The organism is Streptomyces solincola (assembly GCF_002982015.1).
GTDB lineage: Bacteria > Actinomycetota > Actinomycetes > Streptomycetales > Streptomycetaceae > Streptomyces > Streptomyces solincola.
Genome location: NZ_PVLV01000048.1, coordinates 1 through 23484 on the forward strand (window position 1 = coordinate 1; position 23484 = coordinate 23484).

General features: G+C 73.9%; 19 protein-coding genes, 1 pseudogene and 1 riboswitch. Of the genes and pseudogenes, 10 read left to right on the forward strand and 10 right to left on the reverse strand.

All coding sequences use genetic code 11. The annotated features are described in order from the left end of the window. The coding region (locus C6N75_RS03325; RefSeq protein ID WP_146132475.1) for a protein kinase domain-containing protein at positions 1–1025 on the reverse strand (1025 nt) is incomplete at its 3' end. Between the two features lie 390 nt (positions 1026–1415). On the opposite strand from C6N75_RS03325, the gene C6N75_RS03330 reads away from it, so the two are divergent. Continuing rightward, the gene (locus C6N75_RS03330) at positions 1416–3131 is read left to right on the forward strand and encodes a protein kinase domain-containing protein (protein ID WP_105867318.1); all 1716 of its coding nucleotides are present in this window, start codon (positions 1416–1418) and stop codon (positions 3129–3131) included. Positions 3132–3134: 3 nt separating this feature from the next. On the opposite strand, the gene C6N75_RS03335 is transcribed toward C6N75_RS03330, so the two are convergent. The 3 genes from C6N75_RS03335 to C6N75_RS03345 form a co-directional block, all read right to left on the reverse strand. Further along, positions 3135–4166: a phosphotransferase gene (locus tag C6N75_RS03335; protein ID WP_105867319.1), complete on the reverse strand. Its 1032-nt coding sequence runs from the start codon at positions 4164–4166 to the stop codon at positions 3135–3137. Positions 4167–4326: 160 nt separating this feature from the next. Continuing rightward, positions 4327–4761: a pyridoxamine 5'-phosphate oxidase family protein gene (locus C6N75_RS03340; protein WP_105867320.1), complete on the reverse strand. Its 435-nt coding sequence runs from the start codon at positions 4759–4761 to the stop codon at positions 4327–4329. 96 nt (positions 4762–4857) lie between these two features. After that, positions 4858–5529, reverse strand: coding sequence for a response regulator (locus C6N75_RS03345; RefSeq protein WP_105867321.1), 672 nt, complete (start codon positions 5527–5529; stop codon positions 4858–4860). A gap of 326 nt (positions 5530–5855) precedes the next feature. Here C6N75_RS03345 and pdhA point away from each other — a divergent pair, with 326 nt between their 5' ends. The 3 genes from pdhA to C6N75_RS03360 are packed head-to-tail and all read left to right on the forward strand — an operon-like array spanning position 5856 to position 9470. After that, entirely contained in the window at positions 5856–7034 is a 1179-nt protein-coding gene (gene pdhA, locus C6N75_RS03350) for a pyruvate dehydrogenase (acetyl-transferring) E1 component subunit alpha (protein WP_105867322.1), read from the forward strand. A 1-nt stretch (position 7035) separates the two neighbouring features. Next, positions 7036–8016: an alpha-ketoacid dehydrogenase subunit beta gene (locus C6N75_RS03355; RefSeq protein ID WP_105867323.1), complete on the forward strand. Its 981-nt coding sequence runs from the start codon at positions 7036–7038 to the stop codon at positions 8014–8016. 14 nt (positions 8017–8030) lie between these two features. Continuing rightward, a complete protein-coding gene (locus C6N75_RS03360; RefSeq protein ID WP_105867324.1) occupies positions 8031–9470 on the forward strand; it encodes a dihydrolipoamide acetyltransferase family protein in 1440 nt (479 codons plus the stop codon). 74 nt (positions 9471–9544) lie between these two features. Here the strand turns inward: C6N75_RS03360 and C6N75_RS03365 are convergent, their stop codons facing one another. The 3 genes from C6N75_RS03365 to C6N75_RS03375 all read right to left on the reverse strand — a co-directional run bounded on the left by C6N75_RS03365 (position 9545) and on the right by C6N75_RS03375 (position 13353). Further along, positions 9545–10462, reverse strand: a complete 918-nt coding sequence (locus tag C6N75_RS03365; RefSeq protein ID WP_258177202.1) for a D-alanyl-D-alanine carboxypeptidase family protein — start codon at positions 10460–10462, stop codon at positions 9545–9547. Between the two features lie 287 nt (positions 10463–10749). Further along, positions 10750–11694: a D-alanyl-D-alanine carboxypeptidase family protein gene (locus C6N75_RS03370; protein WP_407703190.1), complete on the reverse strand. Its 945-nt coding sequence runs from the start codon at positions 11692–11694 to the stop codon at positions 10750–10752. Between the two features lie 231 nt (positions 11695–11925). Continuing rightward, positions 11926–13353 carry an MFS transporter gene (locus C6N75_RS03375; RefSeq protein ID WP_105867327.1) on the reverse strand — a complete coding sequence of 476 codons (1428 nt, stop codon included), beginning with the start codon at positions 13351–13353 and terminating at the stop codon, positions 11926–11928. A 100-nt stretch (positions 13354–13453) separates the two neighbouring features. Between C6N75_RS03375 and C6N75_RS03380 the strand changes: the two genes are divergently transcribed. The 3 genes from C6N75_RS03380 (at position 13454) to C6N75_RS03390 (ending at position 16059) form a co-directional block, all read left to right on the forward strand. Next, complete coding sequence (locus tag C6N75_RS03380) at positions 13454–14029, forward strand: helix-turn-helix domain-containing protein (protein WP_105867328.1); 576 nt, start codon at positions 13454–13456, stop codon at positions 14027–14029. A gap of 75 nt (positions 14030–14104) precedes the next feature. Next, entirely contained in the window at positions 14105–14755 is a 651-nt protein-coding gene (locus C6N75_RS03385; RefSeq protein ID WP_105867329.1) for a GntR family transcriptional regulator, read from the forward strand. Next, on the forward strand, positions 14752–16059 hold the full coding sequence (locus C6N75_RS03390) for an MFS transporter (RefSeq protein WP_105867330.1): 1308 nt from the start codon (positions 14752–14754) through the stop codon (positions 16057–16059). The genes C6N75_RS03385 and C6N75_RS03390 overlap by 4 nt, the downstream gene beginning before the upstream one ends. A 9-nt stretch (positions 16060–16068) precedes the next feature. Here the strand turns inward: C6N75_RS03390 and C6N75_RS03395 are convergent, their stop codons facing one another. Continuing rightward, positions 16069–16893, reverse strand: a complete 825-nt coding sequence (locus tag C6N75_RS03395) for a maleylpyruvate isomerase family mycothiol-dependent enzyme (RefSeq protein WP_105867331.1) — start codon at positions 16891–16893, stop codon at positions 16069–16071. A gap of 163 nt (positions 16894–17056) precedes the next feature. On the opposite strand from C6N75_RS03395, the gene C6N75_RS03400 reads away from it, so the two are divergent. Together C6N75_RS03400 and C6N75_RS03405 are read left to right on the forward strand one after the other, a co-directional pair. Continuing rightward, positions 17057–17878: a nitrilase-related carbon-nitrogen hydrolase gene (locus tag C6N75_RS03400; RefSeq protein ID WP_105867332.1), complete on the forward strand. Its 822-nt coding sequence runs from the start codon at positions 17057–17059 to the stop codon at positions 17876–17878. A gap of 57 nt (positions 17879–17935) precedes the next feature. Beyond that, on the forward strand, positions 17936–18130 hold the full coding sequence (locus C6N75_RS03405) for a hypothetical protein (RefSeq protein WP_105867333.1): 195 nt from the start codon (positions 17936–17938) through the stop codon (positions 18128–18130). On the opposite strand, the gene C6N75_RS03410 is transcribed toward C6N75_RS03405, so the two are convergent. Together C6N75_RS03410 and cobN are read right to left on the reverse strand one after the other, a co-directional pair. Further along, positions 18108–18842: a GNAT family N-acetyltransferase gene (locus C6N75_RS03410; RefSeq protein WP_105867334.1), complete on the reverse strand. Its 735-nt coding sequence runs from the start codon at positions 18840–18842 to the stop codon at positions 18108–18110. The genes C6N75_RS03405 and C6N75_RS03410 overlap by 23 nt on opposite strands. Next, positions 18839–22516, reverse strand: coding sequence for a cobaltochelatase subunit CobN (gene cobN, locus C6N75_RS03415; RefSeq protein WP_105867335.1), 3678 nt, complete (start codon positions 22514–22516; stop codon positions 18839–18841). Before cobN ends, C6N75_RS03410 begins: the two co-directional genes overlap by 4 nt. Before the next feature lie 39 nt (positions 22517–22555). Continuing rightward, a riboswitch (cobalamin riboswitch) is annotated at positions 22556–22693 on the reverse strand. A gap of 10 nt (positions 22694–22703) precedes the next feature. On the opposite strand from cobN, the pseudogene C6N75_RS03420 reads away from it, so the two are divergent. Beyond that, positions 22704–23484: pseudogene (locus C6N75_RS03420) on the forward strand (cobalamin biosynthesis protein CobG); the annotation flags it as partial.

Genomic DNA, 23484 nt, shown 5'->3' on the forward strand with positions numbered 1-23484 from the left:
GGGGCGGCCTGGTCCACCGGCGGGAAGACGGCCGAGCCGACGCCGGAGCCGCTGGCGGGCTGCGGCGCGTTCGGCACGATGGCGGGCGCGGCGGGGTGGCCGCCCGGCAGCGCGTTCAGCAGCCGCAGGCACTCGTCGCGCATGGCGGCGGCGTTCGGGAAGCGCTCGTTCGGGTTCTTCTTCAGCGCCCGGGCGACCAGCGCGTCCATCGCCGGGGTGACCGCCCGGTTGATGGAGGACGGCGCGGCCGGCGTCTCCTGCACATGGGCGTAGGCGATGGCCAGCGGGGAGTCCGCCTCGAACGGCAGTCGGCCGGTCAGCAACTGGAAGAGCATGATGCCGACCGAGTACAGGTCGGAGCGGGCGTCCACACCCCGGCCGAGGGCCTGCTCGGGCGAGAGGTACTGCGGGGTGCCGACCACCATGCCGGTCTGGGTCATCGAGGTGACCCCGGACTGCATGGCCCGGGCGATGCCGAAGTCCATCACCTTGATGACGCCGCGCTTGGTCATCATCACGTTGCCCGGCTTGATGTCCCGGTGGACCAGGCCCATCTCGTGGCTGGTCTCCAGCGCCGCCAGCACGTCGGCGGTCACCTTCAGCGCCTTGTCGGCGGGCATCGCCCCGTACTGCCGGACGTCCTCGGCGAGCACCGAGCCGAGCGGCCGCCCCTCGACGTACTCCATGACGATGTACGGCATGACGCCGCCGTCGGGGGCCGAGCCGCCGAAGCGGACGGTGTCCTCGCCGGTGTCGAAGACGGAGACGATGTTGGTGTGCTGGAGCTTGGCGACGGCCTGCGCCTCCCGGCGGAACCGCTCGCGGAAGGACTGCTCGCGGCCCAGCTCGGTGTGCAGCGTCTTGATCGCGACCTGGCGGTCCAGCGCCGTGTCGTAGGCCAGGTAGACGGACGCCATGCCGCCCTCACCGAGCAGGTCCCGCAGCTGGTAGCGTCCGCCGGCCACCGAGCCGCCCGCGTACCGCCCCTGCGTGCCGTCGCGGCCGTGTGCGCCGTCCTGGCTCATCGTGTCGTGACTCCCCCGTCGCGCGGGCGTGGCCGCGGTGCGTTGCCTTCTGTTACGGGGGTCAGTCTGCCCGAGGGCGCGGGCACGTCAAGCGGCGGTGTCCCGCCGGTGACCGTACGCGCAAGGAGCATCGCGGAGGGCTGATGGGGTCCGGACGGCCCCGCCGGGCGATTTGCACAGGTGTACGCGGACGGGGTTGGATGGCCGGTCAATCTCGGACCGGCGCGGCGCGCGGAGGCTGTAGCGTGGCGTGTCGGGACACCACCCCGGCAGCTCCATCCGGCAGCACCACCCGGTGCCACCCGTCCGGGTGAGGACCTTGAACATGGCGGCACCCCGCCCGCGCGGCAGGCGCGACGGCACGGCGGACAGAAACGACGGCGAGGACTGATGGCATCCGATTCCGAGGCACGCGGCGGCGGGATGTCGGACTCTTCGGAGTGGGGCGTCGGGGGACTCGTCGGGGACGGCCGCTACCGGCTGACGCACCGGCTGGGCCGCGGCGGCATGGCGGAGGTCTTCGCCGCCGAGGACGTCCGGCTGGGCCGCACCGTGGCGGTGAAACTGCTCCGCGCCGACCTCGCCGAGGACCCGGTGTCCAAGGCCCGCTTCACCCGTGAGGCGCAGTCGGTCGCCGGGCTCAACCACCACGCGATCGTCGCCGTCTACGACTCCGGCGAGGACGTGGTCGGCGGCCAGTCCGTGCCGTACATCGTGATGGAGCTGGTCGAGGGCCGCACCATCCGCGACCTGCTGATCAACGCCGAGGCCCCGCCGCCCGAGCAGGCGCTGATCATCGTCTCCGGGGTGCTGGAGGCGCTCGCCTACTCCCACCAGCACGGCATCGTGCACCGCGACATCAAGCCGGCGAACGTGATCATCACGCACGGCGGCGCGGTCAAGGTGATGGACTTCGGCATTGCCCGCGCGCTGCACGGGGCGCAGTCGACGATGACCCAGACCGGCATGGTCATGGGCACCCCGCAGTACCTCTCCCCCGAGCAGGCGCTCGGCAAGGCCGTCGACCACCGCTCCGACCTGTACGCCACCGGCTGCCTGCTGTACGAGCTGCTGTCGCTGCGCCCGCCGTTCACCGGCGAGACCCCGCTGTCGGTGGTCTACCAGCACGTCCAGGACATCCCCGTACCGCCCTCGCAGGTCGCCGACGTGGCGCCGCCGGAGCTGGACGGGCTGGCCATGCGCGCCCTGGCCAAGGACCCGGACGACCGGTTCCAGAGCGCCGAGGAGATGCGCGGGCTGGTGCAGTACGGGCTGTCGATGCTCCAGCAGCAGGGCGGCCACACCGGCGCCTGGAACACCGGCCCGGTCGAGATGTACGACGGCGGCCGCACCCAGGTCGTCGGCGGGGCGGCGGCCACCTCGGTGATGGGCGCGCCGATGCACGGCGACACCTCGCAGGGCCCGATCCTGCCGCCGCAGAACCCGGACGACGGCGGCTACGCGCACTCCGGCGGCCGGGGCGGCGGCGGCCGGGGCAAGGTGTTCCTCTTCCTGGCGCTCGCGCTGGTGGCGATCGTGGCCGGCGTCGCCTACGCGCTGGACCCGGGCGACAAGCCGGGCACCAAGGAGAACAAGCCGCCGAAGACGTCCGAGGCGCCCGAGAAGCCCGGTGACAAGAAGTCGCCGAGCCCCTCGCCGGAGAAGTCCGACAAGAAGACCGAGGACCCGCAGACCGGCACCACCGGGGGCGGCACCGGCGGCGACGGCGGCAACTGGAACGACGACAACGGCAGTTCCGGCGGGGGCTGGCCCTCCGACCCGGGCACCACCGACCCGGAGCCCTCCGGCGGCACCCCGTCCAGCCCGAGCACGGGCAGCGGCGGCGCCGACGGCGGGACGACCACCGACGGCGGCACGGACGGCGGGACGACCACCGACGGGGGCACCGACGGGGGCGCCACCACCGACGGCGGCACGGACGGCGGGACGACCACCGACGGCACCACCGACGGGGGCGCCACCACCGACGGCACGACCGCCGGGCCGGGCGCCACCACCGACGGCACCACCGCCGGGCCGGGCACCACCACCGACGGCACCACCGCCGGGCCGGGCGCCACCACCGAGGGCGCCACCACCCCCTGACCCTCAGCCGGTGAACGCGGCCAGCACCGCCGCGTACTCCCTCGTCCACCACACCACCAGGGCCGACGCCGCGGGGAACTGCGGGTCGGCCCTGGCGTCGTCCCGCTGGTAGCGCCAGCGCAGTATCCAGAAGTCGTTCAGCCGCTCCCACCACACCCGGTGCACCGCGGCCGCCAGTTCGGCGGGGTCCGCGCCGGCCGCCCGCCGGTAGGCACGGGCGTACGCGCGGACCTTCGGCAGGTCCAGTAAGCCGCCGGGCTGCACGAAGAAGATGGCGGCGGCCCGCACCGCCTCCTCCGCGCGCGGCTGCACGCCCAGCTTGTCCCAGTCGACGATGGCGGCCGGCTCGGCGCCCCGGTAGAGCAGGTTCAGCGGGTGGAAGTCGCCGTGCACCCAGCCGCCGGCCGCGGCGGGCGGCGGACGCCGGTGCGCGTGCTCGGCGAGCAGCCGCCGCCGCTCCAGCAGCCGGTACTCGGCCAGCTCGTCGAAGGCGTCCCGGGGCCGCCTGCCGCGGGCCCGGGCGAGCAGGTCGTCGATCAGCCGGACGCTCTGTGCCGGGTCCGCGGACCGGACGCCTCCGGGCGCGGCGCCGGGCGGCTCGGCGGCGGCCATCACCTGCTCCAGGCAGGTGTGCACCACCCCGAGCAGCGCGCCGAGCCGCCGGGAGCCGGCCGCGGTGAGCTGGGCACCGCCCCGGTGGCTGCCCTGGACCCAGGGGTGCAGCGCGTAGCAGCGCCCGCCGACCACCGCGACCGTCGCGCCCTCGGCGTCGGGCAGCGGCGGGGCGACCGGGACGCCCAGGTCGTACAGCCGCTGGGTGGCCCGGTGCTGGCGGACGATGGTGGCCCGGTCGGCGGTCGGGGCGTCCAGGTGCTGCTTGAGGAAGTAGGCGCCGCGCGTGGTGCGCAGCCGGTAGCCCCGGTTCAGCAGGCCCTGGGCCACGGGTACGCAGGAGAGCGGTTCGCCGGTGCCGGCGTAGCGGCGCAGCAGCGCGTTCACCGGGGGAGCGAAGGGGGTGACAGATGAGCGCGGCACCCGTCACATGGTAGGTGACCCTGCGTGTCCGGAGCCTTGCCGTCCGCATCGGGAGATGGTTCGCCAGGGGTGGCGTGTGGTGGCGAAGGGGTGCGGACAGGAGAGGGCGGACGGGCCGGGGCCGGACGGCGAGTCGGGACGTCCGGTGCGGCCGCCGGAATCAGACGTCGAGGGTGTGCACGGTCGCGAACTGCGGGTCCAGGCGGAGGTAGACCGGTTCGTAGGGCGCCCCGTCGGCCCGGCGCGGCCGGGGGCCGAAGAGCGCCTGCTGCCGCTCGTCGGGCTCGGCCAGGTGCGCGGTGCCGGTGCACTGGGCGGTCCACAGGGCGCAGTCGCCGGAGGTGAGGTTGTCGGCGGCGTACGCCGCCACCCCGCCGTCCAGCGCCCGGTGGCAGTCCAGCCCGCGGTGCAGCCGCAGCAGCAGGACGCCCTCGCGGGTGACGACGTGCCGGGCGGACGCCATGAACGGCATCGCCTGGCGGGTCACCGCCGCCCGTCCCCAGGCCACCCGGCGCAGCAGTTCGAGCGCGCCGGCGACGGCGTCCGGTCCTGAGGGGAGGGCGGCGCCGGGGCCGGCGGGGGTGGCGGAGTGCATGGCTCCACTCTGGTCGCGCGCGGGCGGCCGCCGCAGGGGCACCCCGGTCCGGTCGCCCGGGACCAAAGTCCCGCAGCGCCGACCGCAGGGCCGGTGTCAGCGGCCCTCGGCGGCCTGGCGGCGGGCGACGTAGGCGGCGGCCTGGCTGCGGCGCTCCATGCCGAGCTTGGCGAGCAGGCTGGAGACGTAGTTCTTGATGGTCTTCTCGGCCAGGTGCAGCCGATCGCCGATGGCCCGGTTGGTCAGCCCCTCGCCGATGAGGTCCAGGATGCGCCGCTCCTGCTCGGTGAGGGCGTCCAGCTTGTCGTCGCCGCGCGGGCGGCCGCCGTCCCGCAGCCGCTCCAGCACCCGGGCGGTGGCCACCGGGTCCAGCAGCGACCGGCCGGCCGCCACGTCGCGCACCGCGGTGATCAGTTCGCTGCCGCGGATCGCCTTGAGCACGTATCCGGACGCGCCGGCCATGATCGCGTCGAACAGGGCCTCGTCGTCCGCGAAGGAGGTGAGCATCAGGCACTTCACCGACTCGTCGCGTGACCGGATCTCGCGGCAGACCTCCACGCCGCTGCCGTCCGGCAGCCGTACGTCGAGCACGGCGACGTCCGGACGGGTGGCCGGAATCCTGACCAGTGCGTCCGCCGCGGTGCCGGCCTCGCCGACCACCTCGACGCCCTCCTCCAGGGACAGCAGCTCATGCAGGCCGCGCCGGACGACCTCGTGGTCGTCGAGCAGGAAGACCCTGATTTGTCCCGTATCTCCGGCTTCGCGCACGGAGTCAGTCTCACATACTCACTCTTCCCATGCCCGGGGTGGGCGGGCTACCGTGCCCGTGTTCCGGCTGCCCGCAAGGCCCTGACCAGTCGTTTGTCGCCCCTTTCTCGTTTTACTTGGAAATCCAAGCAAAAATGCAGGTCAAAGGGGGTTTCGCAGGAATGCGCCGCACTGGGTAAGTTGCCTGTGACAGGACTCGCCGGGGCACCTGTCACGCCTGCTCCCGTCCGAGGGCACCCACCCCCGTGCACCACGCACGGAGGCAGGCGAGCCGCACTGGCCCACCCGGCGGACCCCGGGGGCCGGACAGACGGAGGAGCACGCACGTGACCGTGGAAGGCACTGCCGCGCGCAAGCCGCGACGCAGCAGTAAGCGCACCAGCGCGGCGAGCGCGACGAAGCCCCGCGCGGGCGCCCAGGGCGCACCGGGGACCGAGCCCCAGCTCGTACAACTGCTCACCCCCGAGGGCGAGCGGGTGACCCACCCGGACTACGCCATCGACCTCGGCCCCGAGGAGCTGCGCGGGCTGTACCGGGACATGGTGCTGACCCGGCGCTTCGACGCCGAGGCGACCGCCCTACAGCGCCAGGGCGAGCTTGGCCTGTGGGCCTCGCTGCTCGGCCAGGAGGCCGCCCAGATCGGCTCCGGCCGCGCGCTGCGGGACGACGACTACGTCTTCCCGACCTACCGGGAGCACGGCGTGGCCTGGTGCCGCGGGGTCGATCCGACCAATCTGCTCGGAATGTTCCGTGGCGTGAACCACGGCGGCTGGGACCCCAACAGCAACAATTTCCACCTGTACACGATCGTCATCGGCTCGCAGACGCTGCACGCCACCGGCTACGCGATGGGCGTGGCCAAGGACGGCGCGGACTCGGCCGTGATCGCGTACTTCGGCGACGGGGCCTCCAGCCAGGGCGACGTGGCCGAGGCGTTCACCTTCTCCGCGGTCTACAACGCCCCGGTGGTCTTCTTCTGCCAGAACAACCAGTGGGCGATCTCCGAGCCCACCGAGAAGCAGACCCGGGTGCCGCTCTACCAGCGCGCCCAGGGCTACGGCTTCCCCGGCGTGCGCGTCGACGGCAACGACGTGCTGGCCTGCCTGGCCGTCACCCGCTGGGCCCTGGAGCGGGCCCGCCGCGGCGAGGGCCCCACCCTGGTCGAGGCGTTCACCTACCGGATGGGCGCGCACACCACCTCCGACGACCCCACCCGCTACCGGATGGACGACGAGCGGGCGGCCTGGGAGGCGAAGGACCCGATCCTGCGGCTGCGCGCCCTGCTGGAGAAGGAGGGCCACGCCGACGCCGCCTTCTTCGAGGAGCTGGAGAGCGAGTCGGAGATCCTCGGCAAGCGTGTGCGCGAGGCGGTACGGGCCATGCCCGACCCCGACGACCTGGCGATGTTCGACCACACGTACGCGGACGGGCACGCGCTCGTCGACGAGGAGCGCGCGCAGTTCGCCGCGTACCAGGCGTCCTTCGCCGACTCCGAGGGGAACTGACATGGCCGTCACCAGAATGCCGCTCGCCAAGGCGCTCAACACCTCGCTGCGCACCGCCCTGGAGACCGACCCCAAGGTCCTGATCATGGGCGAGGACGTCGGCAAGCTCGGCGGTGTCTTCCGGATCACCGACGGACTTCAGAAGGACTTCGGCGAGGACCGGGTGATCGACACCCCGCTCGCCGAGTCCGGCATCGTCGGCACCGCCATCGGCCTGGCCCTGCGCGGCTACCGCCCGGTGGTGGAGATCCAGTTCGACGGCTTCGTCTTCCCCGCGTACGACCAGATCGTCACCCAGTTGGCGAAGATGCACGCCCGGGCGCTGGGCACCGTCAAGATGCCGGTCGTCGTCCGGATCCCCTACGGCGGCGGCATCGGCGCGGTGGAGCACCACTCGGAGTCCCCGGAGGCGCTGTTCGCGCACGTCGCCGGTCTGAAGGTGGTCTCCCCCTCGAACTCCTCGGACGGCTACTGGATGCTCCAGCAGGCCATCCAGTCCGACGACCCGGTGATCTTCTTCGAGCCCAAGCGGCGCTACTGGGACAAGGGCGAGGTCGACACCGAGGCCATCCCGGGCGAGCTGCACAAGGCCCGCGTCGCCCGCACCGGGACCGACCTGACGCTGGCCGCCTACGGCCCGATGGTGAAGGTCTGCCTGGAGGCGGCCGCGGCGGCCGAGGAGGAGGGCCGCTCGATCGAGGTGGTGGACCTGCGCTCGGTCTCCCCGATCGACTTCGACACCATCCAGTCCTCGGTGGAGAAGACCCGCCGGCTGGTCGTGGCGCACGAGGCCCCGGTGTTCTTCGGCTCCGGCGCGGAGATCGCCGCCCGGATCACCGAGCGGTGCTTCTACCACCTGGAGGCCCCGGTGCTGAGGGTCGGCGGCTACCACGCCCCGTACCCGCCGGCGCGCCTGGAGGAGGAGTACCTGCCGGGTCTGGACCGGGTGCTCGACGCCGTCGACCGCGCGCTCGCGTACTGAGTAAGGGGAGCACCATGACCGACCCGAACCGCTACCGCGAGTTCAAGATGCCCGACGTGGGCGAGGGGCTCACCGAGGCCGAGATCCTGACCTGGCTGGTCAAGCCCGGCGACACCGTCACCGACGGGCAGGTGGTCTGCGAGGTGGAGACCGCCAAGGCCGCCGTCGAACTGCCCATCCCCTACGACGGGGTGGTGCACGAGCTGCGCTTCCCGGAGGGCACCACGGTCGACGTCGGCCAGGTCATCATCTCCGTGGACGTCGCCCCCGGCACCGTCGACGAGCAGCCGCAGACCGCCCAGCCGGCCGCGGCGGAGCCCTCCGCGCCGGTCCGGTCCGCCGAGGAGGACGAGGCCCCCCAGGGCCGGCAGCCGGTGCTGGTGGGCTACGGCGTCGCCGAGTCCTCCACCAAGCGGCGGCCCCGCAAGGCCCCGACCGGGGCGTCCGCCGCGTCCGCCGCCGTGCAGCGCGAGCTGAACGGGCACGGGGCGGCCGTGGCCGCTCCGGCCGCGCCGGCGGCCCCCGCCGCCCCGGTGACCGGCGAGCGGCCGCTGGCCAAGCCGCCGGTGCGCAAGCTCGCCAAGGACCTGGGCATCGACCTGGCCACCGTCGTGGCGACCGGCCCGGACGGGGTCGTCACCCGCGAGGACGTGCACGCCGCCGCCTCGGCGGCGGCCGCGCCCGCCGCCGAGGCCACCGCTCCCGCTCCCGCTCCCGCCGCCCCGGTCGAGGCCCCGGCCGCCGTCGCCGGCGCCCGGGAGACCCGGGTGCCGATCAAGGGCGTGCGCAAGGCCACCGCGGCCGCCATGGTCGGCTCGGCGTTCACCGCGCCGCACGTCACCGAGTTCGTCACGGTGGACGTCACCCGCACCATGAAGCTGGTGGAGGAGCTGAAGGCGGACAAGGAGATGGCCGGGCTGCGGGTCAACCCGCTGCTGCTCGTCGCCAAGGCGCTGCTGACGGCGATCCGGCGCAACCCGGAGGTCAACGCCTCCTGGGACGAGGCCGCGCAGGAGATCGTGGTCAAGCACTACGTGAACCTGGGCATCGCCGCCGCCACCCCGCGCGGGCTGATCGTGCCCAACATCAAGGACGCGCACGCCCAGACGCTGCCGGAGCTGTCCCGCTCGCTGAGCGAGCTGGTCGCCACCGCCCGCGAGGGCAAGACCACCCCGGCGGCCATGCAGGGCGGCACGGTGACCATCACCAACGTCGGCGTGTTCGGCGTGGACACCGGCACGCCGATCCTCAACCCGGGCGAGTCCGCGATCCTCGCGGTCGGCGCGATCAAGCTCCAGCCGTGGGTGCACAAGGGCAAGGTGAAGCCCCGTCACGTCACCACGCTGGCACTCTCCTTCGACCACCGGCTGGTCGACGGCGAGCTGGGCTCCAAGGTGCTGGCGGACACCGCCGCGGTGCTGGAGCAGCCCAAGCGGCTGTTCACCTGGTCGTAAACGGGTGCGCGAACGGCCGAGGGCTCGGACACTTCACGGTGTCCGAGCCCTCGTCGTACCGCTTGGCGGAAGGGTCAGTCCTGCTGGGCGCCGGCCGGCAGCGGGCGGAGCTTGACCTTCTTCGCCGACGGGGCGCCGAAGCCGTAGTCGAGCAGCTTGGTGGCGTCGTTGAAGCGCTCGGTGGTGGTCTTGGCGTACAGGACGACGCCGATGTACGTCTTGGAGCCGCGGGTGGCGGCGAAGACCAGGCAGGGGCCGGCGGCGGTGCCGGTGCCGGTCTTCATGCCCACGGCGCCCTTGTAGGAGCCGAGCAGCTTGTTGGTGTTGTACCAGGTGTAGGTGCGGGTCGCGCCGGTGGAGCTGGTGGCGGCCGCCTTGTAGGAGGTGGCCTTCACGACGTCGCGGAACGTCGGGTTGTCGAAGGAGTGCCGGGCGAGCCTGGCCAGGTCCTCGGGGGTGGTGTAGTTGTTCCCGCCGCCGGAGATGCCGTCGAACGAGTCGAACCTGGTGTTCGTCAGCTTGAGCGCCTTGGCCTTGTCGTTCATCTTGCCGATGAAGGACTTGGTGCGCTCGGCGGAGGTCTTGCCGGTGCCGAAGGTGTCCGCGAGCGCGTACGCGGCGTCGCATCCGGAGGGCAGCATCAGCCCGGACAGGAGCTGGCGCACCGTCAGCTTGTCGCCGGTGCGCAGATCGGCGGTGCTGGCGCCCTCACGGGTGACGTAGTCGCGGTACTCCTGTTTGACCGTCACTTTGCGGTTCAGGTCCAGCTTGGGCGTGGTGAGCACGGTGATCGCGGTGGCGATCTTGGTGGTGCTGGCCATCTGGCGGCGGGTCGTCGCGGTCTTGCCGTACAGCGACTTGCCGGTCGCCTGGTCCAGCAGGACGGCGCCCTTGGCCGTGATGGCCGGCGCGGGCTTCGGCGCCGCGACGGCGGGGGCGGCCAGCGGGGAGACGGTCAGCAGCAGTCCGCCGGCGAGTGCGACCGTCACCACGCGGCGAGCGGACGGGATGGTCACTATCGTCGGGGTCTTCGAGGTGCGTGATGTCACGGGGGGGTGCGCTCCGGGTCGAGAGGGTGATCCGTGGTCAGTCACGGATGCCATGCGAAGTAGACGCCTGCCGGGCGCGGATGGATGCGCGGGCCGGCGTCGTTCGTCCGGACGGGTGAACTTCACGCGTCCGGGACGACGGAAGCGGCCCGGGCGTCGATCTCGATGCCCGGGCCGCCGACGCGGTCCCGCTGCCGATGCGCGCTCGGCGTCGAGGAGATGAGCGGACGTCAGTCGCGCTGGGCGCCCGACGGCAGGGAGCGCAGCTTCATGCTCTTCGCCGAGCTGGAGCCGAAGCCGAAGTCGAGCAGCTTGGCGGCGTCGTTGTAGCGGTCGGTGCCGTTGAGGATGACGCCGGTGTACGTCTTGGTGCCGCGGGTGGCGGCGAAGACCAGGCAGGGGCCGGCGGCGGTGCCGGTGCCGGTCTTGATGCCGACGGCGCCCGGGTAGGAGCCGAGCAGCTTGTTGGTGTTGTACCAGGTGTAGGTGCGCGTGCCGCCGGTGGAGGTGGTGGCGGACGTCTTGTACGTGGTGGCGCCGACCACCTCGCGCAGGATCGGGCTGCTGAACGCGTGCCGGGCCAGCTTGGCCAGGTCCTGCGGGGTGGTGAAGTTCTTCCCGGCCTGCGAGATGCCGTCGAAGGAGTCGAAGCTGGAGTTCACCATGGACAGCTGCTTGGCCTTGGCGTTCATCTTGCCGATGAACGAGGCGACGCGGGCGGAGGTGGTGCTGCCGGTGCCGAAGGTGTCGGCGAGGGCGTAGGCCGCGTCGCAGCCGGAGGGCAGCATCAGCGCGGACAGCAGCTGCCGGACCGTCAGCTTGTCGCCGGTGCGCAGGTCGGCCGTGCTGGCGCCCTCGCGCACCACGTAGTCGCGGTACTCCTGCTTGATCGTCACCTTGCGGTTGAGGTCGACGCCCGGAGTGGTCAGCACGACGATGGCGGTGGCCACCTTGGTGGTGCTGGCCATCTGGCGCCGCAGGGTGTTGGCCTTGCCGTACACCGCGGCGCCGTCGGCCTGGTCGACGAGGAAGCCGCCCTTGGCGGATATCGACGGGATGGGCTGGGCGGCCTGCGCGGGTGCGGCAAGGGGGGAGACGGTCAGCAGCAGCCCACCGGTGAGGGCGACGGCCGCGGTGCGGCGCACGGACTTCGTGGTGACTGTCGTCGAGGTCAAGGAGATTCTCCGGGTCGTCGGATGGTCCACGTCAGGTGAGGCGGGGGCGGGCGACCGCCCAGGTCCGGCCTCGTCGTCCGAGAACGTCGATGCCGACCGTGGACACCGTTGGCAACGATGTCCCGTCGGTCCTGCCGGCGCCTGTCCCTGCCGACGGCCTGTGGGGAAAGTCGTCGACTGCCTGTGGAGAGAAGACGCCCGGAGCGGGCGAATAGATGCATGTGAGGTCCGTCACTTGTCCTGCGGTCGGCGGGAGTTCGGGCTTCGGCCGCTCAGCCGGGCCACCGCGAGCAGCGCCCCTCCGCAGGCCGCCACGGTCAGCCAGCCCGGCCGGGCCGCCGTCGCGAGCGCCCCCGGAGCGGCCCCGGCGAGCAGCCCGCCGGCGACCGCGACCCCGACCGCCGAGCCCACCTGGCGGGCGGTGGAGGTGATCGCCCCGGCCACTGCGGCCCGCTCCTTCGGCAGCCCGCCCACCGCGGTGTCGGTGAGCGGCGCGTTGGCGAAACCGAAGCCCACCCCGAGGAGCAGCGACGCCGTGAGCAGCAGCCAGAGCGGAGTCGACGCCGTCAGCCCCACCAGGCACCCCCCGCCCGCGGCCAGGAATCCGCCCGCCGTCAGCAGCGGGAGCCGCGGCCCCCGCCGGCCGGTCAGCGCCCCGGACAGCGGCGCGCACACGGTCGCGCCCAGCGCCATCGGCAGGGTGGTCAGCCCCGCCTCCAGCGCGCTGAAGCCCCGGGTGTGCTGGAGGTAGAGCGTGTTCAGCAGCAGCGCGGCGCTCAGCGCGGTGAACACCGCCGCCGCGCCCAGCACCGCCCCGGCGAACGCGGGCCGCGCGAACAGCGCCAGGTCCATCAGCGGCGCCGCCCGCCGCCGTTCGACGAGGATGAACGCCGTCGTCCCGGCCACCGCCGCCGCGCAGCCCGCGAGCGCCGCGGGGGAGGTCCAGCCCGTCCGGGGCGCCTCGATGAGCACGCCGACCGCCGCCAGGACGGTGAGCGCCAGCAGCGCCTGGCCGGGCAGGTCCAGCGGCCGGGGGCGCGGCGCCCGCGACTCCGGTACGAAGACGGCGCTCAGCAGCAGGGCGGCCAGGACGACCGGGGCGTTCACCCAGAACAGCGCCCGCCAGCCGACCCCCTCGACGAGCGCCCCGCCGACCACCGGGCCCGCGGCCATGCTCAGCCCGAACACCGACGCCCAGACGCCGATCGCCCGGGCCCGCTCCCGGGCGTCCGGCATGGCGCCGACCACGATGGCCAGCGCCACCGGGCTGAGCATCGAGGCTCCGACGCCCTGCGCGGCCCGGGCCGCCACCAGCGCGCCCGCGCCCGGTGCGAGCGCGCAGGCCACCGAGGCGGTGCCGAACACTACGAGGCCGCACTGGAAGACCCGCCGCCGCCCGAAGCGGTCGGCCAGGGCCCCGGACGTGACGAGCAGACCGGCCAGCACCACGGTGTAGGCGTCCACCACCCACTCCAGGCCGCGGACGTCGACGTCCAGGTCCCTGCCGATGGCGGGCAGCCCGACGTTGACGACGGTGGTGTCCAGGCCGACCAGGAACATGCTGAGCGCGCAGACGGCCAGCACGGTCCACCGCCGGCGCGTGCTGAGCGCCGGCGGCGGTGGAGCGAGGTGCGGGGAGGGGGTGGTGGTGGAGGTCATGGGCCCGATGCTCGGACCGGGCGCCCCGGCCCGACCAGGCTCCTTGCGGAAACCGCAAGAAGACGGGCCGGGCGGCGCGCGCGGACGGCAGACTGGCGCCGTGGACACCGGACTCGCCGAGATCATCGACAGCATCGGCCCCCGGCTGCGCGGCCTGCGCCGGGGCCGGGGCCTCACCCTGGCGGCGCTGGCCGCCGAGACCGGCGTCTCGGTGAGCATCCTCTCCCGCCTGGAGTCGGGCCTGCGGCGACCCACCCTGGACCTGCTCATCCCGCTCGCCCGCGCCCACCGGGTGGCCCTGGACCAGCTCGTCGACGCGCCGGCCACCGGGGACCCGCGGGTGCATCTGCGCCCCCGGCACCGCGAGCAGGGCAACGTCCTGGTGCCGCTGACCCCGTACCCGGGGCGGGTCCAGGTCTTCAAGCAGGTGCTCGCGCCCCGCGAGCCCCGGCTGGTCAGCCACGAGGGCTACGAGTGGCTGTACGTGCTGGCCGGCACCCTCCGGCTCGTGCTGGGCGAGCGGGAGCTGACCCTGCGTCCGGGCGAGGCGGCCGAGTTCGACACCGCCGAACCGCACTGGTTCGGCTCCGCCGACGGGCACGCCGTCGAGATCCTGCACCTCTTCGGGCCGCACGGCGACCATGCCGTCGTCCGCACCGGCACGCGCGAGGGCTGACCGCCCCAGGGCCGGCCCGTCCTGCATCGTGGACGGGCCAGGCGGATGCACCGTACTTGTATCTATGCTGTGTGCATGCCTGCCGCCTCCCCCGCTCCCCCCGCCGCCGTCCGCGTGTACACCCACGTCAAGCAGGCCGTCCTGGACCGCCGCTACCAGGGCGGCACCCTCCTCACCGAGGGCGAGCTGGCCCAGGCCGTCGGGGTCTCCCGCACTCCGGTGCGCGAGGCGCTGCTGAAGCTGGAGATGGAGGGACTGCTCAAGCTGTACCCGAAGAAGGGCGCGCTGGTGCTGGCCGTCTCCGCGCAGGAGATCGCCGACGTGGTGGAGACGCGGCTGCTGGTCGAGGAGTTCGCCGTACGCAAGGCGGTGCCCGCCCCGGCCGGGCTGCTGGCGAGGCTGGAGGCGCTGCTGGCCGAGCAGCGGCGGCAGGCCGAGGGCGGCGACCTGGCGGCCGTGGCGGTCGCCGACCGGGCGTTCCACGCCGAGATCGTGCGGCACGCGGGCAACGAGATCCTCTCCCGCCTCTACGACCAGATGCGCGACCGCCAGTTGCGGATGGGCGTCGCCGTGATGGAGGCCCACCCGGACCGGGTGGCCAAGAACATCGCCGAGCACGCCGAAATCCTGGCGTCGCTGCGGGCCGGGGACGCCGAGGGCGCCGCGCACTCGGTGCACCGGCACGTCAGCCGCGTACGGGTGCTGGTGCGCGGGGAGGACCGATGAGCGGTCCCGCCGCCGCGGTCCCCGTCGCCGGCGACCCGCCGGGCGGCCGGCGCGCCGCCCTGGTCTGGGGCGTCGGGGTGGCCGTCTACTTCGTCGCGGTCATCTTCCGTACGTCGCTGGGCGTGGCCGGGCTGGACGCCGCCGACCGCTTCGGCGTCAACGCCTCCGCGCTGTCCGCCTTCTCCATACTCCAGCTCCTGGTGTACGCCGGGATGCAGATACCCGTCGGCCTGATGGTCGACCGGCTCGGCACCAAGAAGGTGCTCACCCTCGGGGTGGTGCTGTTCACCGCCGGCCAGCTCGGCTTCGCGCTCTCCCCATCCTACGGCGCCGCGCTGGCCGCGCGGGCGCTGCTGGGCTGCGGGGACGCGATGACGTTCATCTCGGTGCTGCGGCTGGGCAGCCGGTGGTTCCCGGCCCGGCGCGGACCGCTGATCGCGCAGGTCGCCGCGCTCTGCGGAATGGCGGGCAACCTGGTCTCCACCCTCGTGCTGTCCCGGCTGCTGGACGGCCTCGGCTGGACGCAGGCCTTCGCCGGCAGCGCGCTGGCCGGCGTCCTGGTGCTCGTCCTCCTGCTGCTCTTCCTCAAGGACCACCCGGAGGGCTGGGAGCCGCAGCGGGTCACGGGCGGCGGGCCGCGCTTCGTGCGCCGCCAGATCGCCGACGCCTGGGCCGAGCCGGGCACCAGGCTGGGCATGTGGGTGCACTTCACCACGCAGTTCCCCGCGATGGTGTTCCTGCTGCTGTGGGGGATGCCGTTCCTGGTCGAGGCGCAGGAGCTGGACCGGGGGACGGCCGGCGGGCTGCTGACCCTGGTCGTCGTCTCCAACATGGCGGTGGGCCTGGCGTACGGGCAGATCATCGCCCGCCACCACACGGCCCGGGTGCCGCTGGCGCTGGGCACGGTCGCGGCGACGGCCGCGCTCTGGGCGGCGGTGCTGCTCTGGCCCGGCGGACGCGCCCCCATGGCGCTGCTGGTCGTGCTCTGCCTGGTGCTGGGGGCCTGCGGCCCGGCGTCCATGATCGGCTTCGACTTCGCCCGCCCGGCCAACCCGCCGCAGCGCCAGGGCACCGCGTCCGGCATCGTCAACATGGGCGGCTTCACCGCCTCGATGACCACCCTGCTGGCGGTCGGCGTGCTGCTGGACGCCACCGGGGACGACTACCGGATCGCGTTCGCCTCGGTCTTCGTGCTCCAGGCGCTGGGCCTGGCCCAGATCCTCCGGCTGCGCGGCCGCACCGTGCGCCGCGAACGGGAGCGCCTGGTGGCCAGCCGCGTCGAGGCGGTGCACGTCCCGGCGTAGACCCCGAGGTCAGGGGGTGAAGGCGAGGGTCGCCAGGATGGCCTCGGCCAGGGCGGCGTCGCCCTCCACCTTCACCCGGTCCGCGACCGCCGCCGGCCGCACCCGCCCGCAGGCCAGCCGGACGTACGTCTCCCAGTCCAGCGCCAGGGCCACCACCGGGCCGAGCGAGGGGGACCCGTCCACACTGCCACGCCCGTCCGCGTCCACCCGGACCGTCCGCAGGAACTCCACCGGCCCGTGCACGTCCACCACCACCGCGCTGTTCGGCGGCGCGCCCGCGTCCTTGGCGACGGTCTTGGGCAGCACCTCCAGGAAGACGTCCCGCGCCACCAGCGCCCCCGGCGAGTCGAGGTTGCCCGGCACGCCCAGCGCGATCCGCAGGTCCTGCTCGTGGCACCAGGTGTCGAACGCCCGCATCCGGTAGGCCACTTCCAGCGACTGCTCGGCCCCCAGGGGCGCGCGCACCCGGGTGTCCGGGGCCCTGGTCTCGTTGCGTATCTGCCGGTTGCGGCGGATCAGGGTGTACTCCAGCTCCGCCGTCATCTCCGGCCCGGTGTGGTGCCGGCGCACGTCGACCTGCACCTCCATGTACCGCGCGAAGTCGCCGCGCACGTGGTAGAGGTCGCGGGGGAGGGTGTGGATGGGGCGGGGGTTGCCCAGCATCTCGTCCTCCATCCCGATGAGGTGGGAGACGATGTCCCGCACCGACCAGCCCGGGCACGGGGTGGCGCGGTTCCACTCCCCTTCCACGAGCGGCTGCACCAGCTCGGATATCGCTTCCGCGGAATGCGTCCAGGCGTCGGCGTAGGGCTGGAGGCTGGGATGGACGGTCACGTGACCCCTCGGGCGGTTCGTACGCGGGCTGGGCTGGTGCTGAACGGCGGACTCGGGGGGCTGCCGTCCGTTTACGTTACGCTGCGGACGAGAACCCCGGCAGTGCTTTCGTGTGACGATCGTAGGCCCGTGTTGACGGCCGAGTTGCCAGGACGGTGGTAGTGTGCGCGCCTCGTTGATCCAGATCCGAGTGGACGACTCCGAGCCGGTGGCCGAGCGCCGGGCCCGGGCAGCCGAGCTGGTGGCCGGGCAGCGGGACGCCGACCTGGTGGTCCTCCCCGAGCTGTGGCCGGTCGGCGCGTTCGCCTTCGACTCCTTCGAGTCCGCCGCCGAGCCGCTGGACGGCCCCACCCACCAGGCCATGGCCGAGGCCGCGGCGGCCGCGGGCGTCTGGCTGCACGCCGGCTCCATCGTGGAGCGCGCACCCGACGGCGCCCTCTTCAACACCTCCCTCGTCTACGCCCCCTCCGGCGAGCGGGCGGCCGTCTACCGCAAGATCCACCGCTTCGGCTTCGACAGGGGCGAGGCGGTGCTGATGTCGGCCGGCGACGAGCTGGTCACCGTCCCCGTCCCGGACCTCCCCCTGGGCCTGGCGACCTGCTACGACCTGCGCTTTCCCGAGCTGTTCCGCGGCCTGACCGACGCCGGGGCCCTCGCCTTCGCCGTCCCGGCCGGCTGGCCCGAGGCCCGTCACGAGCACTGGACGGTGCTCGCCCGGGCCCGCGCGGTGGAGAACCAGGCGTACGTCCTGGCCTGCGGCACCGCCGGCGCCCACGCCGACACCCCGCAGGCCGGCCGCAGCCTGATCGTCTCCCCGGCCGGCGAGGTCCTCGCCGAGGCCGCCGGCGCCGACGAGCTGATCCTGCGCGCCGAACTCGACCCGGCGGCGGCCACCACCCTCCGCGACCGCTTCCCGGCCCTGAAGGACCGCCGCCTGGGCCTGGCGGCACCGAAGCGGGAGGCGGCGGCCGGCCTCGCGGACTGAGGCCCGGGTCACGCCATCTGCCCGTTTCGTCCCCGCGTGCCGGGTACCCGGAGAGGTATGAACACGCAGGACGTCCGCAGAACCGACCGTCAGGAAGCCACGCCCGCCCCTCGCGACACCGCCGTCCTCGACCGGCCCATCGCCATGGGCCGTGACCTCGAAGGCCGTGTCCGCTGGTGCCGCCCCGCCACCGTCCCCGAGCGGGACGCGGCCGAGGGCGACCGGCTGGTCATCGTCCGCGGCGAGGACTGAGGCCCTCGACGACTTCGCCGACCTCCAGCACGCGGACGCCGAGGCCCGCCGCCCGGACGTCGGGGCGGTCGGGGTCGGCGAGGTAGGCGCGGTAGGCGGCTTCGGAGGGGAAGCACAGCAGGTGCACCTCGGTGCGGCCGTCGCCGGTGCGCAGGCGGCGCTCCAGGCGGGCGCCATGGTGGGGGAGCAGGGCGAGGGCCGCCTCCTCGACCGCCAGGGCCCGCTCCGCACCGTCGGCCGGGAAGTCGACGACGGCGGTGAGGCGGAAGGCGGGTGGCGCCGCCGGGTCGAGGGGCTTGGTGAAGTAGACGTCCGCGTGGCCGCCGGGCACGCCGTCGACGCGGCCCACCTCGGTGTAGCCGAGGCGGCGGTAGAACGGCGGGGCCTGGAAGGTGTACGAGGACACCTCCATCACCGTGCAGCCGCGGCGGCGCGCCTCCTCCTCGGCGGCCGCCATGAGACGGGAGCCGAGGCCGGAGGCGCGGTGGGCGGCGTCCACCCACAGCAGGTGGATGCTGCCGAGGGCGCCCCAGGCGGAGGCGGTGAGGCCGCCGACGATTGTGCCGGAGGCGTCCTCGGCGCGGACCGAGAAGTCCGCCTCCTCGGCGTCGACGGCCGCCCGGTTGAACGCGGTCAGCTCCCGGTCGAGGCGGTCGGACAGCTCCTGGTCCTCACCGCCGACGCTCAGCCGCACCCCGGGGTCGGTTGTCATTCGCCCTCCAGCTCTCCCTCGGTCTCCAGGAACACCTGGCGGAGCCGGTCCAGCACTTCGGGGTCGGGCTTCGCCCACATCCCGCGCGACTCCGCCTCCAGCAGCCGCTCGGCGATGCCGTGCAGCGCCCAGGGGTTGGCCTCCTGGAGGAACGTGCGGTTCTCGGGGTCCAGCACGTACGTCTCGGTGAGCTTGTCGTACATCCAGTCGGCGATGACGCCGGTGGTGGCGTCGTAGCCGAACAGGTAGTCCACGGTCGCGGCCAGCTCGAAGGCGCCCTTGTAGCCGTGGCGGCGCATCGCCTCGATCCACTTGGGGTTGACCACGCGGGCGCGGAAGACCCGGGAGGTCTCCTCGACCAGGGTGCGGGTGCGGACCGTCTCGGGGCGGGTGGAGTCGCCGATGTACGCCTCGGGGGCGGTGCCGCGCAAGGCGCGGACGGTGGCCACCATGCCGCCGTGGTACTGGAAGTAGTCGTCCGAGTCGGCGATGTCGTGCTCGCGGGTGTCGGTGTTCTTCGCCGCCACCGCGATCCGCTGGTACGCGGTCTCCATCTCCTTCCGGGCCGGGCGGCCGTCCAGTTCGCGGCCGTAGGCGTAGCCGCCCCAGACGGTGTAGACCTCCGCCAGGTCGGCGTCGGTGCGCCAGTCGCGGGAGTCGATGAGCTGGAGCAGCCCGGCCCCGTAGGTGCCCGGGCGGGAGCCGAAGATCCGGGTGGTGGCGCGCCGTTCGTCGCCGTGCTCGGCCAGGTCGGCGCGGGTGTGGGCGCGCACGTAGTTGTCGGTGTCGGCCTCGTCGAGGGCGGCGGCCAGGCGGACGGCGTCGTCCAGCAGGCCGACGGTGTGCGGGAAGGCGTCCCGGAAGAAGCCGGAGATCCGCAGGGTGACGTCGATGCGGGGGCGGCCCAGCTCGGCGAGCGGCACCGGCTCCAGTCCGGTGACCCGGCGGGAGGCGTCGTCCCAGACGGGCCGGATGCCGAGCAGGGCGAGCGCCTCGGCGATGTCGTCGCCGGCGGTGCGCATCGCGCTGGTGCCCCACAGGGACAGGCCGACGGAGGTGGGCCAGTCGCCGTTGTCCTCGCGGTAGCGGGTCAGCAGGGAATCGGCGAGGGCCTGGCCGGTCTCCCAGGCGAGCCGGGAGGGCACCGCCTTGGGGTCGACGGAGTAGAAGTTGCGGCCGGTGGGGAGGACGTTGACCAGTCCGCGCAGCGGGGAGCCGGAGGGCCCCGCGGGCACGAAGCCGCCGTTGAGGGCGTGCACGGCGTGGGCCAGCTCGTCGGTGGTGGCGGCGAGCCGGGGGACGACCTGCCGGGCGGCGAAGTCCAGGATGTCGGCGACGGCCGACCCGTGGCCCGCGGCGACCGTCGCCACCGCGGCCGGGTCCCAGCCCGCGGCCTCCATCGCCTCGACCAGTTCGCGGGCCTTGGCCTCGGCCTCGTCGGCGGTCTTCAGGGTGGCTGCCGACTCGTCCAGGCCGAGCGCCTCGCGCAGGCCGGGCAGCGCCTGCGTGCCGCCCCAGATCTGGCGGGCGCGCAGGATGGAGAGGACCAGGTTGACCCGCTCCGGCCCGGTCGGGGCGCCGCCCAGGACGTGCAGTCCGTCGCGGATCTGGGCGTCCTTGACCTCGCACAGCCAGCCGTCGACGTGCAGCAGGAAGTCGTCGAAGCCGTCGTCGTCGGGGCGGTCGTCCATCCCGAGGTCGTGGTCGAGCTTGGCGGCCTGGATCAGGGTCCAGATCTGGGCGCGGATCGCCGGCAGCTTGGACGGGTCCATGGACGAGATCTGCGCGTACTCGTCGAGCAGCTGCTCCAGGCGCGCGATGTCGCCGTAGGAGTCGGCGCGGGCCATCGGCGGCACCAGGTGGTCGACCAGGGTGGCGTGCACCCGGCGCTTGGCCTGGGTGCCCTCGCCGGGGTCGTTGACCAGGAACGGGTAGACCAGCGGCAGGTCGCCGAGCGCGGCGTCGGGACCGCAGGCGGCGGACAGGCCCGCGTTCTTGCCCGGCAGCCACTCCAGGTTGCCGTGCTTGCCCAGGTGGATCATGGCGTCCGCGCCGAAGCCGCCGTCCTCGGCGGAGGCGGCGATCCAGCGGTAGGCGGCCAGGTAGTGGTGGGACGGCGGCAGATCGGGGTCGTGGTAGATCGCGATCGGGTTCTCGCCGAAGCCGCGCGGCGGCTGGATGAGGACGAGGAGGTTGCCGCGGCGCAGCGCGCCGAGCACGATGTCGCCCTCCGGATTGCGGGAGCGGTCCAGGAACATCTCGCCCGGGGCCGGGCCCCAGTGCTCCTCCACCTGCTCGCGCAGCTCGGCCGGCAGGTCGGCGTACCAGCGCCGGTAGTCGGCGGCGGGTATGCGGACCGGGTTGCGGGCCATCTGCTCCTCGGTCAGCCACTCCTGGTCGTGGCCGCCGGCGTCGATCAGCGCCCTGATCAGCTCGTCGCCGTCGCCCGAGACCAGCCCGGGGATCTCTTCCTCGGGCCCGAAGTCGTAGCCCTCGGCGCGCAGCCTGCGCAGCAGCTCCACCGCGGAGGCGGGGGTGTCCAGGCCGACCGCGTTGCCGATGCGGGAGTGCTTGGTCGGGTACGCGGAGAGCACCAGCGCGAGCTTCTTGTCCGCGTTGGGGATGCGGCGCAGGCGGGCGTGCCGGACGGCGATGCCGGCGACCCGGGCGGCGCGTTCGGCGTCCGGCGCGTACACCGGCAGCCCGTCCTCGTCGATCTCCTTGAAGGAGAACGGGACGGTGATCAGCCGGCCGTCGAACTCGGGCACGGCGACCTGGGTGGCGGCGTCCAGCGGGGAGAGCCCCTCGTCGTTCTCCGCCCAGGCGGACCGCGACCCGGTGAGGCAGAGCGCCTGGAGGATCGGCACGTCCAACGAGGCCAGCGCCCCCGCGTCCCAGGCTTCCTCGTCGCCGCCGGCCTGCGCTTCGGCGGGCTTGGTGCCGCCGGCCGCGAGGACGGTGGTGATGACCGCGTCGGCGGTGCGCAGCCGCTCGATCAGCTCCGGCTCGGGGGCGCGCAGCGAGGCCACGTACAGCGGCAGCGGGCGGGCGCCGGCGTCCTCGATCGCGCCGCTGAGGGCGTCCACGAAGGCGGTGTTCCCGCTCATGTGGTGGGCGCGGTAGTAGAGGACCGCGATGACGGGGCCGTCGACCGCCTTGGTGGTGCGCTCCAGCGGACCCCAGGTCGGGGCGGGGGCGGGCGGTGCGAAGCCGTGGCCGGTGAGCAGCACGGTGTCGGACAGGAAGCGGGCCAGCTGCTCCAGGTTGGCCGGGCCGCCGTGGGCGAGGTAGGCGTGCGCCTCGGCGGCGATGCCGATCGGGACGGTGGACGCCTCCATCAACTGGGCGTCGGGCGCCTGCTCGCCGGTGAGCACAACCAGCGGCAGTCCGCTCTCGCGCAGCACGGCCAGGCCGTCCTCCCAGGCGCGGACGCCGCCGAGCAGGCGGACCACGACGAGCCCGGCGCCGTCCAGCAGCGCCGGCAGGTCCTCGTGCGGCAGGCGGGAGGGGTTGGCGTACCGGTAGGACACCGGGCCGCCGGCCGCGCGGGCGCTCAGCAGGTCGGTGTCGGAGTGCGAGAGCAGCAGGACCGGGGCGGAGGCGTCCGGAGTTCCCGGCTGCGCTGCCGTCGCCGGCTCGTCGGGGGTCGTCGTCGGCTCGTCGGCGTGCGTCATCGCGTGCGCTGGCCTTCCTCGGGGTGTCCGCGCCCCGGGTGGTGATGAGGACGGCGGGAGTTCCTGACTCGTCCGCCGCCGCCTGGGCGGGCCGGACTCACAGTGGCGGGACCGCGCCGGATTCTCACCGGGCTTCCTCCCTCGGGTCCTGGGACCCTGTGCCGTCTGCATAGTAGAGGCTGCGCGTATGCTCGCCGCCATGCCGCCCGAGTCGCCAAAACGCCCGCAACCGGGCGAAGGCCATATACGGAAGCGCCCGTCCGGGCGCGTTCGTGACCGCGGTGACGCCTGCCCCGGGGCGCTGAAGCTGCACCGGGCCGACGACGGGGCGCTGGCCCGGCTGCGGCTGCCCACCGGCGTGCTCACCGAGCGGCAGATCCGGGTGCTGGCGGACGCCGCCGACCGGCTCGGCGACGGGCGCCTCTCGCTCACCTCCCGCGGCAACCTGGAGCTGCGCGGCCTGGGCGAGGGCTGCGGGCTCGACCTGGCGGAACTGCTGCGCGGGGCGGGGCTGCTGCCCGCCTCCGAGGCGCACGAGCGGATACGGAACATGGTCGTCTCGCCGCTCGCCGGGCCCGGCGTACAGGCCGCAGCCCGGGAGCTGGACGCCCTGCTGTGCGCGCGGGCCTGGACGACCGGCCTCTCCGGCCGCTTCCTCTTCGCCGTGGACGACGGACGCGGTGACGTGGCCGCGCTCGGCGCCGATGTGACCTTGCTCGCGGCGGAGGACGACGGCTTTCTGCTGACCGCCGCCGGACGGGCCTACCGGATCGCCGGGCCGGACGCCCCGGCCGCCGCGCTGGCCGCCGCCCGGGCCTTCCTGACCGCCGCCGAGACCGCCGGCACCGGCGCCTGGCGGATAGCCGAACTGCCCGACGCCGGCCACGAGATGGACGTGACCGGCCAACTCGCCCGGGCGGGCGTGGCGGCGGCTCCCGCCCCCGTACCCCCGACGCGCTCCTGCGCTC